The organism is Humibacter albus DSM 18994 (genome assembly GCF_000421825.1).
GTDB lineage: Bacteria > Actinomycetota > Actinomycetes > Actinomycetales > Microbacteriaceae > Humibacter > Humibacter albus.
Window position 1 is genome coordinate 569045 of record NZ_ATXT01000011.1, and the last position, 16560, is coordinate 585604.

Sequence of the window (16560 nt, forward strand, 5' to 3'; positions counted from 1 at the left end):
CCCCTCCCGTACGGACGGCCACACCCTAGGCTGGGATGTCGGACGCCTTTCACGAGACGGCGTCGGCACAGACACAGGGAGAACCATGCCAGGAGAGAACCTCACGCGCATCGAGGCGGCCGAGCGCGCCGCCCTCATCTCGACCCATTCGTACGTGGTCGACATCGACGTCACCACGCCGGAGGGCGGGGTGCGCGAGGAGACGTTCCACAGCCGCAGCACCGTGCGATTCTCCGCACGAGCCGGCTCATCCACCTTCATCGACGCCATCACGAAGAACGTGCGGTCGATCACGTTGAACGGTCGCGAGCTCGACCCCGCCGTCGTGAGCGACGGCGTGCGCATCCAGCTCGACGGTCTCGACGACGAGAACGAGTTGATCGTGGATGCCGACATGCTCTTCACGAACACCGGCGAGGGCCTGCACCGCTTCGTCGACCCGGTCGACGGCGAGGTGTACCTCTACACGCAGTTCGAGGTGCCCGACTCCCGGCGCATGTTCGCCGTCTTCGAGCAACCCGACCTCAAGGCGACGTTCCGGTTCACGGTGACCACCCCGGCCGGGTGGGCCGTCGTCAGCAACTCGCCGGAAGCATCCGTCTCCGAGTCCGGCGCAGTGAAGACCACCGTGTTCGAGGACACGCCCATGATTTCGTCGTACATCACCGCCCTCATCGCCGGGCCGTATTCGAGCTGGCGCTCGGAGCTCACGAGCCGCGACGGCCGCACCATTCCGCTCGGCGTTTACGCACGCGCATCGCTGGCGGAGTTCATGGATGCCGACTACATCTTCGACAAGACCCGCGAGGGTTTCGCGTTCTACGAGGAACGCTTCGACGTGCCCTACCCGTTCGCGAAGTACGACCAGCTCTTCGTGCCGGAGTTCAACGCGGGCGCCATGGAGAACGCGGGCGCGATCACGTTCACCGAAACGTACGTGTTCCGTTCCAAGGTGACCGACGCGATCAAGGAGCGCCGCGTCGTCACGATCCTCCACGAGCTCGCGCACATGTGGTTCGGCGACCTGGTCACCATGAAATGGTGGAACGACCTGTGGCTGAACGAGTCGTTCGCCGAGTACGCCTCCACTCTCGCCACCGCCGAGGCCACCGAGTGGCACGAGGCGTGGACGACGTTCGCTGCCATGGAGAAGAGCTGGGCGTACCGACAGGATCAGCTGCCGTCGACGCATCCGATCGTGGCCACGATCAACGACCTGGAGGACGTGCAGGTCAACTTCGACGGCATCACTTACGCCAAGGGCGCCTCGGTGCTCAAGCAGCTCGTGGCGTGGGTGGGGCAGGACGACTTCCTCGCCGGGGTCTCTCAGTACTTCAAGAAGCACGCGCACTCCAACACCGAGTTGCGCGACCTGCTCGTCGAGCTGGAGGCGACCAGCGGACGCGATCTCGCCTCGTGGTCCAAGCTGTGGCTGGAGACCGCGGGCGTGAACACGCTGCGCCCCGAGATCACGGTGGATGCCGACGGCATGATCACCTCGTTCGCCGTTCTCCAGAGCGCTCCCGCCGACTACCCGACGCTGCGGCCGCACCGCCTGGCGATCGGTCTTTACAACCTGCACGAGAACGCAGACGGCAAGCAGGCCCTCGTGCGCGACCAGCGGCTCGAGCTCGACGTGGACGGTGAGCGCACCGAGGTTCCGGAGCTGATCGGGACTCGGCGCGCCAACCTCGTGCTGATCAACGACGACGATCTCGCGTACGCGAAGATCCGGCTCGACGGCGCATCGCTCGCTGTCGCCGTCAAGCACCTGGCCGATATCCAGTCGCCGCTCGCGCGATCGCTGGTCTGGGGCTCCGTGTGGGATGCCACTCGTGACGCCGAGACGCCGGCCAGCGACTACGTGCACCTCGTGCTGGGCAACATCGGCGCCGAGACGGAGTCGACGACGCTGCGCACGACGCTCAACCAGCTGATGCTGAGCGTGAACGCCTACGTGGCACCGGAACGACGCGCGGCTCTGCGGCACGAGGCGGCCGACACGCTGTGGCGGCTCGCCTCGGGCGCCGAGCCGGGTTCGGACGCCCAGTTCCAGTTCGTGAAGTTCTTCGCCGCGCTGGCCTCGACGCCCGAGCAGCTCGACTCGGTCGCCGCGCTCCGCGCCGGCTCCGTCTCGCTCGACGGGCTCACGATCGACACCGACCTCTCGTGGGAGCTGCTCACCTCGCTGGTGGCCGGCGGTCGCGCCGGAACGTCCGAGATCGACGGCGCCCTGTCCGCCGACAACACGGCCACCGGTGCGCAGGCCGCGGCGCAGGCGCGCGCGGCGATCCCGACGGCGGAGGGGAAGGCATCCGCCTGGGCGAGCGTGTTCGACTCCGACCAGCTCCCGAACACCATCGTGCGGATGACCGGGGTCGGCTTCCAGCGTGCCGCCGATGTGACAGTGCTCGAGCCGTACGTCGCGAAGTACTTCGACGCACTGCAGTCGGTGTGGGCCTCGCGCACCTACAAGATCGCGGAGTACCTCGTGGAGGGAATGTTCCCGTTCCCCCTCGCCGATGCGCGCCTCGCCTCGGCGACCCGGGAATGGCTGGACGCGAATCCCGAGCCCGCCGCTCTGCGCCGCCTCGTCACCGAGAACCTCGCCGCGGTGCAGCGCGCCCTGGCAGCCCAGGAGCGAGATCGCGCCCAGGCCTGACCCGCCGAGGCGGCGAGCCAGAACGAATACTCTCGCGGGTGCATCCGTCTCATCCTCTGGACGGATGCACCCGCACCGTCTTCACCCGTAGCGTGGTGGGCATGATCGAAATAGAAGGCCTCACCAAGAGGTACGGCCCCAAGCTCGCCGTCGACGACGTCAGCTTCACCGTACGTCCCGGGATCGTCACCGGGTTCCTCGGACCGAACGGCGCCGGCAAGTCGACGACCATGCGCATGATCATGGGTCTCGACAAGCCCAACGCCGGAAGCGCGCTCGTGGCCGGCAAGCCGTACGCTGCCCACCGCGCTCCGCTGCACGAGGTCGGCGCGCTGCTCGAGGCCAAGGCGGTGCACACCGGCCGCACCGCGTTCAACCACCTGCTCGCGCTCGCGGCGACCCACGGCATCCCGAAGAGCCGGGTCAGCGAGGTCATCGCGATGACCGGCCTCGAGTCGGTGGCGAAGAAGCGCGTCGGGGGTTTCTCGCTCGGCATGGGGCAACGGCTGGGGATCGCGGCCGCACTGCTCGGCGACCCGCACACGCTCATCCTCGACGAGCCTGTCAACGGCCTCGACCCGGAGGGCGTTCGCTGGGTTCGCGAGTTCTGCCGCTACCTGGCCGCCGAGGGCCGCACCGTCTTCATCTCGTCGCACCTGATGAGCGAGATGGCGCAGACGGCTGACCACCTCATCGTTCTCGGGCGAGGCCGAGTGCTCGCGGATGCCCCGATCGCCGACGTCATCGCCGGTGCCACCCGCCGCACCGTACGGGTCCGCTCCCCACGGGCGCCGGAGCTCGCAGCCGCTCTCGCCGGCCCGGATGTCACCGTCACCTCCTTCGATGACGGCGCCCTCGAGGTCGCCGGACTGCAGGCGGCGCAGATCGGCGACGCCGCGGCACTGGCCGGCATCGCGCTGCACGAACTGACTCCCGTCGACGCCTCCCTCGAGGAGGCCTACCTCGAACTCACGCAGGACGAGGTCGAATACCACTCGGAGGTGGCCCGATGACCACGGCGACCGAAACCCGTCCCGCCACGAGCCCGCTCGACGGCGTCCGACTCAGCTTCGGCGGCATCGTCCGCTCCGAGTGGATCAAGCTGCGCAGCCTGCGCTCCACCTTCTGGTGCCTTGCGCTGGTCGTCGTGTTGTCCGTCGGCTTCTCGACACTCGTCGCCGGCGTCTACCACCTCGAGAACGCCTCCGCGATCCCCGCGGAGGGCGCACGTCAGATGCAGGTACTCGCGGCGACAGTCGGCGTCAGCTTCACACAGTTGGTCGCGGCCGTGCTGGGCGTGCTCGTCATCACCGGTGAGTACAGCACGGGCATGATCCGCTCGACGTTCGCCGCCGCCCCCGGCCGTCTCGGTGCGTACTTCGGAAAGCTCCTGGTGCTCGCCGTCGTGGTGTTCGTCGTCTCCGCAGTGTCGCTGGCGCTCTCCGCGCTCGTCTCCACGGCGATCTTCTCCGGGCGGGGCCTGACCACCGACCTCTTCGCCGGCCAGACGCTGTACCCGCTTCTTGGCGCCGCCTGCTACCTGACACTCATCGCTGCGATGGCGTACACCGCCGGCGTCATCATCCGGAACGCGGGCGGCGGCATCGCCACCGTACTCGGGCTGCTGCTCGTGCTCCCCGTGGTGATCAACCTCGCCGGCGCTCTCACACACGCACAGTGGGTCAGCAACCTCGGCCAGTTCCTGCCGTCTTCGGCCGGCGGCCAGCTCTATGCGTTCCAGCCCGAGCACGCGGCGACGGCGGCCTCCGGTGTGATCTCGCTGGATGCGTGGCAGGGCCTGGGCGTGCTCGCCCTGTGGGTCGTCATCCCGGTGATCGTCGGCGCCGTGCTCATCAAGCGGCGCGACGTGTAACGAAGAACCCCGGCGACCGGCGGCGACACCCGCCGGCTGCCGGTGAGCGGATGCCTGCGGGCGGCGAAGGGGACGCCGGCCGCAGGCATCCATCATGTGCGTCCCTAGGCAGCACCCAGGATCGGTCCAGGCCGCTCACTAAACTCGACCACGATGCATTTCACCGCGTTTCCCACTGATTCCGATCTGACGTCGCCCACGTTCTGGGGCCGGATCCTCGGCGTGCTCGTCGCTTCGGGATGGACGCTGGTCAGGGTCGCGGTGATCATCGCGATCGCCATCCTCGTGGCATGGATCATGCGCTTCGTGATCCGTCGGGTCGTGCGTCGGATCGTCTCCGGCGTGAAGAAGAAGCAGAACGTCGACGACACGCAGGCACTCACGGCTTCTCCCATCGCCGCGGTGCGCGTCGTGCAGCGCACCCGCACGCTCGGCACCGTGCTCAGCAACATCGTGAACGTCATCGTGGTCATCATCGCGATCATCTGGATCGTCTCCACGATCAACCCCACCATCCTCAGCTCGTTCGCGCTGCTCACCGCGGCGCTCGGAGCCGGCCTCGGTTTCGGCGCACAGAACATCGTCAAGGATGTGCTCAACGGGCTCTTCATGGTGATCGAGGACCAACTCGGCGTCGGCGATGTCGTCGACCTCGGTCCCGCGACCGGGATCGTCGAGGTGGTCGGCATTCGCGTCACGCAGATCCGGGACGTGAACGGCACGCTCTGGTTCGTGCGCAACGGCGAGATCCTGCGCGTCGGCAACATGTCGCAGGGCTGGGCCCGGGTGGTCACCGATCTCGCCGTCCCCTATGACGCCGATGTCGAAGCGGTGCAGGAGCGCATGCTCAAGGTCGCGACGGAGCTGGCCACCTCGCCGCGCTGGCGCACCCGTTTCGTCGAGAAGCCGGAACTGTGGGGAATCGAGTCCGTCTCCAGCGACGCCGTCGTGCTGCGTGTGGTGATGAAGACGCACACGACCGCGAAGGACGATGTCGCCCGCGAGTTGCGCAAGCGCCTCAAGGATGCTCTCGACGAGATGAACGTGACCCTCCCCTCACTCGCCAGCGTGGTGCTGACCGGGTTCGACGGTGCCGCCAGCATCACCGGGGCCCACCCACCGCGTACCCGCCCCACCCCGGTGGTGACCACGCAGGATCCCAAGAAGGCCAAGCGCAAACGGTCGAAACGCGAGCCGGCCGCGCCGGCGGGGTCGGCGGGATCGGCGACCGAGAGTTCCGCGCCCGCGACCTTGCGGCATCCTCAAGCCATCACGAAGCCGTCCGCCCCCGACGCGAGCACGGCACCGAAGAACCCGTCGCCCGGTGAGCACGGACTGCAGAGCGACCACCACACCGACGAAGGACGATCGTGAGCGACACCCTCTCTCCCGCGGGCTCGGATGACACCGCGGACGACGCCGCACGGACTGCAACACGCGGCACGAGCGATCGAGTGGTTCCGCGCGTCGCCGCGCCCGTTAAGCTACGAAGCTCCGAGAGCGGCGAGTCCGCTACCGGCAACTTCTACGAGCAGATCGGCGGCCACGAGACGTTCCAGCGGCTCGTCGAGCTGTTTTATCGCGGTGTCGCCAACGATCCGGTGCTGCGCCCGATGTATCCGGAACAAGACCTCGGCCCCGCCTCCGACCGGTTGCGCATGTTCCTGGAGCAGTACTGGGGCGGACCGACCACATACAGCGAACGACGCGGGCATCCCCGACTGCGCTTGCGCCATCAGGCGTTCAAGGTGAATCCGGAAGCCCGCGATCGCTGGCTCTCCCACATGCGTGCGGCAATCGACCAGCTGCAGCTGCCGCCGTTGCAGGATGCCACGCTCTGGTCGTACCTGGAGCGCGCGGCCCACGCGCTCGTCAACACCTTCGAGGAGTAGGCCGCCCGCGTTCGCGGCGTGCTACGTCGGCTACTGGTGCTGCGTCGGCCACGGCGTACCGTTTCACGGCTCGCCTCCCGTAGCGCTGTCGGGCGATACTGGTTCGACGCGATCCGATCGAAGGAGACCCCGGATGCCCCCGACACCCCGGCCTGACGCTTCTGTACGCGATGCCGACGCGATCGTCGTCGGTGCGGGGCTCGCCGGGCTCGTCGCGGCCTCCGAGCTGCTGGAGTCAGGCAAGCGGGTGCTGATCCTCGAGCAGGAGCCGCCGCAGTCCCTGGGCGGGCAGGCGTTCTGGTCGTTCGGCGGGCTGTTCCTGGTGGATTCGCCGGAACAGCGACGCATGGGCATCCATGACTCCCTCGAGCTCGCGCGCCAGGACTGGTTCGGCACCGCGGGGTTCGATCGCGACGAGGACGCGTGGCCGCGCCGTTGGGCCGAGGCGTACCTCGAGTTCGCGGCCGGGGAGAAACGCTCCTGGCTGCGCCAGAGGGGCGTGAAACTCTTTCCGATCGTCGGCTGGGCGGAGCGCGGCAGCGGAACGAGCGGCGGACACGGCAACTCGGTGCCGCGGTTTCACATCACGTGGGGCACCGGGCCCGGCATCCTCGAGCCGTTCATCGGCCGAGTCCGCGCGGGCGTCCACGATGGCCAGGCGACCCTCGCCCACCGCCATCGTGTCGACGGTCTGCTGATGGAGGCAGGCGCCGTGGTCGGCGTGCGGGGCAGCATCCTCGCCCCTGACGAGGTGGAACGCGGTGTAGCCAGCAACCGTGATGTGCTCGGCGACTTCGAGTTCCGTTCTCCCGCGGTGGTGATCACCTCGGGCGGTATCGGCGGAAACCACGAGCTCGTGCGCCAGAACTGGCCGGAGCGCCTCGGCACCCCGCCGACGCGCATGCTCGCGGGCGTTCCCGCCCACGTCGACGGGCGCATGATTCCGATCGCCCAGGATGCCGGTGCCCGTGTCATCAACGCGGACCGCATGTGGCACTACACCGAGGGCATCCAGAACTGGTCTCCGGTCTGGCGCAATCATGGCATCCGCATTCTGCCCGGGCCGTCGTCGCTGTGGTTCGATGCGGAGGGCAACCGGCTGCCCGCTCCTCTGTTTCCCGGCTTCGACACACTCGGCACGCTGGAGCACCTGCAGTCGACAGGCCACGACTACTCGTGGTTCGTTCTCACCCAGAAGATCCTCGAGAAGGAGTTCACGCTCTCGGGCAGCGAGCAGAACCCCGACCTGACGGGCAAGGACCTGAAGCTTCTGCTGCAGCGGGTTCGTCCGGGGGCGCCGGGGCCGGTCGAGGCGTTCAAGCAACGCGGCGCGGACTTCGTCGTCGCTTCCACCCTGCCCGAGCTCTTCGCCGGCATGCAGGCGAAGGCCGACGTGCCGTTCGACGAGAAGGCGATCGAGCGCGCGATCATCGAACACGACCGTGAACTCGACAACGGCTTCTCGAAGGATGCCCAACTGAGCGCCATCACGTCCGCCCGGCGGTACCGCGGGGACAAGCTCATCCGGGTCGCCGCGCCGCACAAGTTCCTCGATCCGAAGTCGGGACCTCTGATAGCGGTCAAACTGCATATCCTCACGCGGAAGACGCTCGGCGGCATCGAGACGGACCTGCAGGGGCGGGCACAGAGCGCCGACGGCACACCGGTACTCGGGCTCTACGCCGCGGGCGAGGTGGCGGGATTCGGTGGCGGCGGCGTTCACGGGTACCGATCCCTCGAGGGAACCTTTCTCGGCGGATGCCTGTTCTCCGGCCGCCAGGCAGCTCGCGGCGTGCTCGCCGACATCGACTGACGGACGATCCGGCCCCACGTCGAGCGTGCGGACCGAACGACGCGCCTCAGCCGCGCAACGACCAGGCGGGACGCTTCAGCAGCACGTGCCCGCGACGCGAGGTCAGCCGCGTCCACGGCCCGGTCTCGAAGACGCCGACGGTCTCCTCCGGGTCGGCGAGAAAGCCGAGAGACTCGGCTGCGAACGCGGCGCCGGCCGCGACATATTCCAGTTCGGGAATGGGCCTGCCCCACACCTCTGCCCGGACCCGCAGCACCACGAGTTCGCCGATCTCCCCCGGGATCGCTTCCGCGACTTCGGCGATGCCGTCGGACGCGACGCGGGAAAGCACCGACGCGCTCGTCTCGCCCACGCGGCGCCACCCACCGCGCGGCGGGGTGATCCCCGCCCAGGTGACGGTGCTGACCTGGAGCGGGAGCCGGATCTGGACAGGCCTCGCCTCGTCTGGAGCCTCGCGGCCGGTCTCGGCGGCCCTGGCGAGCCGATCCAGCAGTGACCGGGTCGGAACGACCACATCGAACGACGCCTGGGAGTCGGTGACGAACGTGCGAAGGCCGAGAACGGTCGGAATCCGATCGAGCAGTCCACGGGGATACAGCACCGCGGTGTAGGCGGCCAACACTCCGGATCCTGCAATGAGACGAACCGAGCCGTCTTCGACGCGGCCGGCACGCGACAGATACACCTGGAGATCGGAAACGGCCAGCCCGTCGACCAGGGAGAAGAAGTCATCCATGTGCTGTCTAAACTACCGAATGCGGCCGTCTCAGTGGTCGCGCTGCGCACGCCGCGGCACCGCGCCGATTGACGATCGTGAGACACCATGACAGACCCGCTCGACGGCCTGCTGGCCGCCCTCGACCTCAGCGACACCGGCGCGCGGACCAACGAAGACATCTTCACCGGACCCAGCCAGTGGATGCCGCACGGTCGCGTCTTCGGAGGCCAGGTTCTCGCGCAGTCTCTTGTGGCGGCGATGCGGACGATGCCGGAGGGAAGAGCCGTGCACTCCATGCACGGATACTTCCTGCGACCGGGCGACGTGACGCAGCAGATCACGTTCTCGGTGGACCGCATCCACGACGGCCGGTCGTTCTCGACCCGGCGCACCCAGGCGTATCAGAACGGGCTGCCCATCCTGTCGATGATCGCCTCGTTCCAGGCTCCCGACACCGGGATAGACCACCAGATCGAGATGCCCTCGGATCTTCCGGATCCCGACGATGTTCCGAGTGACGCCTCCCTCTTGGAGGGCCTCGATCACCCGGCGAGCACGTTCTGGCGCACCGCACGGCCCTTCGACCTCCGGCACATCCCGTCGCCGGTATATCTCACCGTCGAGGGCGCGCACGTGGCGCATCAGGCCGTCTGGTTCAAGACACTCCGCGAGCTTCCGGACGATCCCGACCTGCACCGTGCGGCGCTCGCGTACGCGAGCGACTACTCCATCCTGGAGCCCGTGCTGCGCCGGCACGGTTTCACCTGGTCGACGCCGGGTCTGAAGATGGCGAGCCTGGATCACGCCATGTGGTGGCATCGGTTCAGCCGGGTGGACGACTGGCTGCTGTACGTGCAGGAGTCCCCCAGCGCGACCGGCGGCCGCGGTCTTTCCCTCGGCCGGATCTTCAACCGTCAGGGCCTGCTCGTGGCGAATGTGGCGCAGGAGGGCATGTTCCGCCTGCCCGGAATCTGAGAAGCGCTACCGCCCTCGCCGGTGGAACTGGATCGCGGGTTCGACATAGGGCGACCAAGCGGCACGCTCGCGCTCGTTGATGCGCCGCGGCCGGCCGCTCTCCCGATCGACGAGCACGAGTGTCGTCGCCGCACGGGCGTACACCACCTCCGGCTGCACGCCTGCAGGCGAACGCACCTCGTAGCAGAGGTCCATGCTCGCCCCGCCGAGGCCGGACACCCACAGCTGCACGTTCAGAGGCTGCCGCTGGTACGGGATCGGCACCAGGTACTCGATCTCCTGATGCGCCATCAGGCTCAGGGTGTCCGCCCCGGGCCGGCTGTCGAGCACAGCCGTCGAGGCGCCGATCGCCTCGCCAGAATCCACCCGAGCAGCCGCCTCGTCGGGCGCCCACAGCGCCAGGATGCGAGCCTCTTCGAGCAGGCGCAGCATCTCGGCGTTGTTCACGTGCCCGTAGGCATCCAGATCGCTCCAGCGAAGCCGGATCGGAACGTTCAGTCTCATCGTGTCAGTCCCGGGTGTTCGCGCTTCACCCTCGATCCGACTCCATCGGCTCGGCAATGCGAGCAAGCTCTCATTGCTCTCGCCTCAGTCGCGGGTGAGCTTGCGGTAGGCGGAGCGGTGCGGCTTCGCCGCATCGGGGCCGAGGCGCTCGATCTTGTTCTGCTCGTACGCCTCGAAGTTCCCCTCGAACCAGTACCAGTTCGCAGGTTCCTCGTCGGTGCCCTCATACGCCAGGATGTGCGTGGCGATGCGGTCGAGGAACCACCTGTCGTGCGTGATCACCACTGCACAGCCGGGGAACTCCAGCAGGGCGTTCTCGAGGCTGGAGAGCGTCTCGACGTCGAGGTCGTTGGTCGGCTCGTCGAGCAGAAGCAGGTTTCCGCCCTGCTTGAGCGTGAGCGCGAGGTTCAGACGGTTGCGCTCACCGCCGGAGAGCACGCCGGCCTTCTTCTGCTGGTCAGGTCCCTTGAAACCGAATGTCGAGACGTAGGCGCGGCTCGGCACCTCGGTCTTGCCGACCTGGATGTAGTCGAGTCCGTCGGAGACGACCTCCCAGAGCGACTTGTTGGGATCGATACCGCCGCGCGTCTGGTCGACGTACGAGATCTCGACGGTCTCGCCGACCTTCAGGTCTCCTCCGTCGAGCGGTTCGAGACCGACGATCGTCTTGAAGAGTGTGGTCTTGCCGACGCCGTTCGGCCCGATCACGCCGACGATGCCGTTGCGCGGCAGCGTGAAGCTCAGTCCGTCGATGAGCTTGCGGTCGCCGAAGCCCTTCTCAAGGCTCTTCGCCTCGATCACGACCTGGCCCAGGCGCGGCCCCGGCGGAATCTGGATCTCCTCGAAGTCGAGCTTGCGCGTGCGCTCCGCCTCCGCTGCCATCTCCTCATACCGGGCGAGGCGCGCCTTCGACTTCGCCTGTCGACCCTTGACGCCGCTGCGCACCCAGTCGAGCTCGTCCGCGAGGCGCTTGGCGAGCTTCGCATCCTTCTTGCCCTGCACCTGCAGGCGCTCGCGCTTCTTCTCCAGGTAGGTCGAGTAGTTGCCCTCATACGGGTAGAGGTGGCCGCGGTCGACCTCGGCGATCCACTCCGCGACGTGATCGAGGAAGTACCGGTCGTGGGTCACGGCGAGCACGGCACCGTGGTACTTCTGCAAGTGCTGCTCCAACCACAGAACGCTCTCGGCGTCGAGGTGGTTCGTCGGTTCGTCGAGGAGCAGGAGGTCCGGCTTCTGCAGCAACAGTTTGCACAGAGCGACGCGGCGCTTCTCACCACCGGAGAGCACGGAGACCGGAGTGTCGGACGGCGGGCAACGCAGGGCATCCATCGCCTGCTCCAGCTGCGAGTCGAGGTCCCATGCGTCGGCAGCGTCGATCTCCTCCTGCAGAGTTCCCATCTCAGCCAGGAGGGAGTCGAAGTCGGCGTCCGGCTCGGCCATCGCCGCGGAGATCTCGTTGAAACGATCGACCTTGCCCTTGATCGCGCCGAGACCCTCCTGCACGTTCTCGAGGACCGTCTTCGTCTCATCGAGCTCTGGCTCCTGCATCAGGATGCCGACGCTGTATCCCGGGGTCAGCTTCGCCTCGCCGTTGGACGGCTGGTCGATCCCCGCCATGATCTTCAAGATGGTGGACTTACCGGCGCCGTTCGGGCCGACCACACCGATCTTCGCTCCCGGCAGGAACGCCATCGTGACGTCGTCGAGGATGAGCTTGTCGCCCACCGCCTTTCGGGCGCGGACCATCGAGTAGATATATTCGGCCATGCGATCCAGTCTATGGGCGCCGGCGGAGTGGTCTCGGCCATCGGCGAGCGGCCGGGCCGAAGCGGTTCACTTGATCGGGACAGTGTCGCCGATCAGGCATTTTCCGGTGCTAAGCACGGAGGCCACCATGCTGTGATACCCGCCGATGTCCTGGCCGAACTGGCCGATCAGGCATCCGCCGTTGATGAGCACCGAGAACTGCACCGAGCCCGGCTTGAGGTTCACCGTTGTCGTGTCTGCTGTCATCTGCATCGCAGATTTGTCGAACCCGGCCGCCGCGAGTGCGTTGACGAATTGCTCGGCCGACGGCGACGGGTTGGCCGCGATCGTGCTCTCGTTGATGTGGTCGAAGAAACCGCGATTCTGGCTCGCCGTACCCTTCGGGTCGAACGTGGGAACAGGCGTGGGCGTTGACGTCGACGTCGACGTTCCCGTAGCCGTCGCGGCGGACGATGGGGACGGCGCGGGGCTCGCCCCGCTGCACGCCGTGAGACCGCAGCTGACAGCGAAAGCGAGCATGCCGCATGCGAAGCCTACGACCGCGCGTGAACCACGATGTCGCGCGTGATCGTCCACGGGCCGCCTCTCCCCTCCATCGCCACCCGCGATTCGCGCGCAGCGTGAAGAATTCTAGGGGGTGACCGTGCCAGGACGCCGTACGCGCCCGCCAGCACCGCGAACCATCAGCAGACTGATCAGAACGGCGGTTCCGCTCCCGCGAATTCGAGCTCCGTGACGGCCGCCTCGACTTCGTCGGCATCGTCCGCCAGATCTGAGGCGGTGCCGGTCGCACCGGCGCGGGTCCCGTCATCACTGCCGGCTCCCGGAAGCGTCCAGCCGTCGGAGTCCACCGCGGTCGATTCCATTCCCGCCGATGCGGGGCCGCCGACATCCGCCCCGACCCCCGTCGCGGACGGTTCTGCGTGCGAGGCCGCCGACCCCGACGCCGAGCGAACGAACGTGTCGGTACCGAACATCAGATCGTGGCCGATCGCATCGGCGATCAGCTCGACCGTGTGCGTCCTCTGCCCTTCTCGTTCCCACTCGTCGATCCTGAGCTTTCCCGCCACGACCACACGGTCGCCCTTCGTGATGGACTGCGCCGTGTTCTCGGCGAGCCGTCGGAAGGCGACGACGGTGTACCAGTTGGTCTCGCCATACTCGAAGGCGCCGGCCTCTTTGTTGTACTTGCGCTGGCTCGAGCCGAGCCGGAACTGCAACCGGGTCATACCGTTCCGTGTGGTCGTGGTCACCGGCGGCGTACCGACTACTCCGGTGACGAACATGCTGTCGGGCATTTCGGGTTCTCCTTCGGGTTCGAATAGTGAGGTATTCGCTCGTGTGTCGCGCGCCCCGGCGCGTCTTCTGCTTCGACCCACTGTCGCTCTCGGCCGAGCTCGCCGGGCACGGTAAGGCCAATCTGTTCACAACTCGGGCCGCCGGAGAGCCGGGGACGCAGAGACGAGCCCGGATCAGTCCTGCGCGGAGCGGACACCGCGGATCCGAAACTCGGACGACTCCGCCCGGCGCCGCCGGGGGCGGACCAATACGATGCGGGAATGCCTTACGAAGCCGCCGCAGACCGTTATGACTCCATGAACTACCGCCGCACCGGGGACAGCGGCCTCCTGCTTCCCGAGGTCTCGCTAGGGTTCTGGCACAACTTCGGCGATGGCCGCTCCTACGAAACGCAGCGTGCCATCGTGCGCCGGGCTTTCGACCTCGGAGTCACGCACTTCGACCTCGCCAACAACTACGGTCCGCCGCCCGGATCCGCCGAGGTCACGTTCGGCCGCATCCTGAGCGACGATCTTGCACCGCACCGCGACGAGATCATCGTCTCGACGAAGGCGGGCTATCGCATGCACGCCGGCCCCTACGGCGAATGGGGTTCGCGCAAGTACCTTCGCTCGTCGCTGGACGCCTCGCTGCGGCGTCTCGGTCTCGAGTACGTCGACATCTATTACTCGCATCGGCCCGATCCGGCGACCCCGGTCGAGGAGACGATGGGCGCGCTCGCGGATGCGGTGCGTCAAGGCAAAGCCCTCTACGCCGGCATCTCGAACTACAGCCCTGAGCAGACCCGCGCGGCGGCGGCCGCGCTCGCCGCGGAGGGTGTGCCCCTCCTCATCCATCAACCGAGCTACTCCATGTTCAACCGGCACGTCGAGAACGGCCTCTTGGACACGCTCGGCGACCTCGGCGTCGGAGCGATCGTGTTCTCCCCGCTGCAGCAGGGGCTGCTCACCGATCGATATCTGAAGGGGGATGTCCCGAGCGACTCACGCGCGGCGACCAGCGTCTTCCTGCATCCGGAGAACATCACCGACGAGTATCTGGATCGTGCAAGGGCACTCAACGAGATCGCCGCAGGACGGGGACAATCACTCGCCCAGCTCGCGCTCACCTGGGTGCTGCGGCAGAAGCAGGTCACGAGCGCTCTCATCGGTGCGTCGAGCGTCTCGCAACTGGAGCAGAACATCCAGGCCGTGCACGCACCGGCGCTGACCGCCGAGGAGATCGCTGCGATCGAGCCGCTCGCGGTCGACGGGACGGGCCGGAGCTAGCACTCGCGTCGCCGATGAATCGAGCCGGCAGATCGGTTCGACGTCGCCCGGCACGCCTTCGCGGCGTTCACCACTGCGGCCGGTACTGTCGCCGCTATGCAGTGGTGGAATGATTTCTGGGAGTGGCTCACGTCGCAGGACGCCCAGCCGGTGATCTTCGCCGGCGTCGTTCTGCTCGTGGCCATCATCGTCGCCGGTCTGTTGTCGGCATGGATCGCGCGAGGCGCGATCCGCGGTCTGCTCTCGCGCGCCGAGCGCGAGCAGAAGGCCGCCGCCGTCGCAGCCCTCGTGGATGCCGCCGTCGAGGCATCCGTCTGGAACTCGCTGACCCCGGGTGAGCAGGTCCTCTCCGATCGATCCGTCGGCCAGGCCGACATCATGGTGCGCCTGCTGCCGGTCAAGTCCGCAGCGATCGCCGCCGACTGGGCTTCGCACCAGCTGGCCGACCTGAAGCGCAATTCGGCGACCTACGGGTACAGCCTGGAGCCGGCGATCATCGAGTTCCGCGACCGCCTGGTCGAGTGGCAGAACAAGCCGCGTCGCTCACGCCGTCTGTTCCTCGAAGACCTGGAACGCTGGCGCTTCGAACGCACCACCAAGGCGGAGTCGGCGAGCGAGGAGCAGGATGCCTGGGTCGCCCGCCAGCATCACGACCGCTTCACTGCGCCCAAGGCCGCACCTGGCGCTGACGCGACCACGCCGGCGGCCGACACCGCTCCCACGCGCGCCGTGCCGGCCGCGTCCCGATCGGTGAGCGCCGACACGGTGGCACTCGATGCCAAGGACCTGCCCACGCCGAACGCGGGAGAACCGGTTGCCGCGTTCACGGCGCGTCGGGCGACAGGGCTCGAATCGGACTGATCGCCCGACCGCGATCCGAAAGGGTGAAGGGCCGTCGCTTCGCGCGACGGCCCTTCACCTCTTCTTCAGAACTCCGGTTCCTCCGCGTCAACGCCACCAGTCATCGTGCGGCGTCGCCGGCAGGTGCCGCTTGTGCCGCGTCGCGAGGTACTTCGTCTCGATGGCGTCGGCGACGGCATCCGAGACCTCACCGCCTTCCAGGTACGCATCGATGTCTCGGTACGAGATGCCCAGATTGTCCTCGTCGGTCTGGCCCGGGGCATCGTCGAGCAGATCGGCAGTGGGGACCTTCTCATAGAGCCGCTGCGGGGCATCCAACTGCTCGAGCAGCCGACGGCCCTGCCCCTTGGTCAGGCCGGAAAGCGGAGTGAGGTCGGCTCCGCCGTCGCCGAACTTGGTGAAGAACCCCGTCACGGCCTCGGCGGCGTGGTCGGTGCCGACGACGAGCAGTCCGCTCTGTCCGGCGAGCGCGTACTGGGCAACCATGCGCATCCTGGCCTTCACGTTCCCCTTGACGAAGTCGCGGATCGGCTCTCCCGCTGCCCGCTCGAACTCGGTGGTGATTCCGCCCACGCCGGGCTGCACGTTGAACGTCACGACCCTTTGCGGCCGGATGAAGCTGAGCGCGAGCTGGGCGTCGTCCTCGTCCGCCTGCACCGCATAGGGCAGACGCACGGCGACGAACTCGGCGCTCAGTCCGTCCGTCTGCAAGCGCTCTGTCGCGAGTTGGCACAGCCTGCCCGCGAGGGACGAATCCTGTCCTCCGCTGATGCCGAGCACGAAACCGCGCGCGCCAGATGCCCGCGCATAGTCCACGAGGAACCCGACGCGCGCCTCGATCTCTGCGGCCGGATCGATGACGGGTCTCACGTTGAGGTCGCGGATGATCTCCGCCTGAAGTTCGCGCATAGATGGCACCCTATGCCCG

The 16560-nt window shown here is 67.6% G+C and carries 15 protein-coding genes; 9 read left to right on the forward strand and 6 right to left on the reverse strand.

From position 1 onward, the window contains the following. Window positions 1-85: 85 nt before the first annotated feature. From pepN to H623_RS0104095, 6 genes are all read left to right on the forward strand, one after another. Complete coding sequence (pepN, locus tag H623_RS0104070; RefSeq protein WP_022899672.1) at window positions 86-2662, forward strand: aminopeptidase N; 2577 nt, start codon at window positions 86-88, stop codon at window positions 2660-2662. Between the two features lie 101 nt (window positions 2663-2763). Then, window positions 2764-3675, forward strand: coding sequence for an ABC transporter ATP-binding protein (locus tag H623_RS0104075; RefSeq protein WP_026939893.1), 912 nt, complete (start codon window positions 2764-2766; stop codon window positions 3673-3675). Continuing rightward, window positions 3672-4535: an ABC transporter permease gene (locus H623_RS0104080; protein ID WP_022899674.1), complete on the forward strand. Its 864-nt coding sequence runs from the start codon at window positions 3672-3674 to the stop codon at window positions 4533-4535. The genes H623_RS0104075 and H623_RS0104080 overlap by 4 nt, the downstream gene beginning before the upstream one ends. A gap of 153 nt (window positions 4536-4688) precedes the next feature. Continuing rightward, window positions 4689-5909, forward strand: a complete 1221-nt coding sequence (locus tag H623_RS17655; RefSeq protein ID WP_022899675.1) for a mechanosensitive ion channel family protein — start codon at window positions 4689-4691, stop codon at window positions 5907-5909. 80 nt (window positions 5910-5989) lie between these two features. Continuing rightward, window positions 5990-6427, forward strand: coding sequence for a globin (locus H623_RS0104090; protein ID WP_084485625.1), 438 nt, complete (start codon window positions 5990-5992; stop codon window positions 6425-6427). Between the two features lie 133 nt (window positions 6428-6560). After that, complete coding sequence (locus H623_RS0104095) at window positions 6561-8240, forward strand: FAD-binding dehydrogenase (RefSeq protein WP_022899677.1); 1680 nt, start codon at window positions 6561-6563, stop codon at window positions 8238-8240. 46 nt (window positions 8241-8286) lie between these two features. Here H623_RS0104095 and H623_RS0104100 read toward each other — a convergent pair whose 3' ends face one another. After that, a complete protein-coding gene (locus tag H623_RS0104100) occupies window positions 8287-8976 on the reverse strand; it encodes a DUF8185 domain-containing protein (protein ID WP_022899678.1) in 690 nt (229 codons plus the stop codon). An 87-nt stretch (window positions 8977-9063) separates the two neighbouring features. Here H623_RS0104100 and H623_RS0104105 point away from each other — a divergent pair, with 87 nt between their 5' ends. Continuing rightward, window positions 9064-9933: an acyl-CoA thioesterase gene (locus H623_RS0104105; protein ID WP_022899679.1), complete on the forward strand. Its 870-nt coding sequence runs from the start codon at window positions 9064-9066 to the stop codon at window positions 9931-9933. 6 nt (window positions 9934-9939) lie between these two features. Here H623_RS0104105 and H623_RS0104110 read toward each other — a convergent pair whose 3' ends face one another. The 4 genes from H623_RS0104110 to H623_RS20850 form a co-directional block, all read right to left on the reverse strand. Beyond that, window positions 9940-10437: an acyl-CoA thioesterase gene (locus H623_RS0104110; RefSeq protein ID WP_022899680.1), complete on the reverse strand. Its 498-nt coding sequence runs from the start codon at window positions 10435-10437 to the stop codon at window positions 9940-9942. Between the two features lie 84 nt (window positions 10438-10521). Next, window positions 10522-12204: an energy-dependent translational throttle protein EttA gene (ettA, locus tag H623_RS0104115; protein ID WP_022899681.1), complete on the reverse strand. Its 1683-nt coding sequence runs from the start codon at window positions 12202-12204 to the stop codon at window positions 10522-10524. A 66-nt stretch (window positions 12205-12270) separates the two neighbouring features. Beyond that, window positions 12271-12723, reverse strand: a complete 453-nt coding sequence (locus H623_RS0104120; protein ID WP_051143076.1) for a DUF6993 domain-containing protein — start codon at window positions 12721-12723, stop codon at window positions 12271-12273. A gap of 176 nt (window positions 12724-12899) precedes the next feature. Further along, window positions 12900-13502, reverse strand: a complete 603-nt coding sequence (locus tag H623_RS20850; RefSeq protein ID WP_022899683.1) for a single-stranded DNA-binding protein — start codon at window positions 13500-13502, stop codon at window positions 12900-12902. Between the two features lie 261 nt (window positions 13503-13763). Between H623_RS20850 and H623_RS0104130 the strand changes: the two genes are divergently transcribed. Beyond that, the gene (locus tag H623_RS0104130; RefSeq protein WP_022899684.1) at window positions 13764-14771 is read left to right on the forward strand and encodes an aldo/keto reductase; all 1008 of its coding nucleotides are present in this window, start codon (window positions 13764-13766) and stop codon (window positions 14769-14771) included. A 96-nt stretch (window positions 14772-14867) separates the two neighbouring features. After that, the gene (locus tag H623_RS17665) at window positions 14868-15632 is read left to right on the forward strand and encodes a hypothetical protein (protein WP_022899685.1); all 765 of its coding nucleotides are present in this window, start codon (window positions 14868-14870) and stop codon (window positions 15630-15632) included. Window positions 15633-15719: 87 nt separating this feature from the next. On the opposite strand, the gene nadE is transcribed toward H623_RS17665, so the two are convergent. Then, window positions 15720-16541: an ammonia-dependent NAD(+) synthetase gene (gene nadE, locus H623_RS0104140; protein WP_022899686.1), complete on the reverse strand. Its 822-nt coding sequence runs from the start codon at window positions 16539-16541 to the stop codon at window positions 15720-15722. Window positions 16542-16560: the final 19 nt, after the last annotated feature.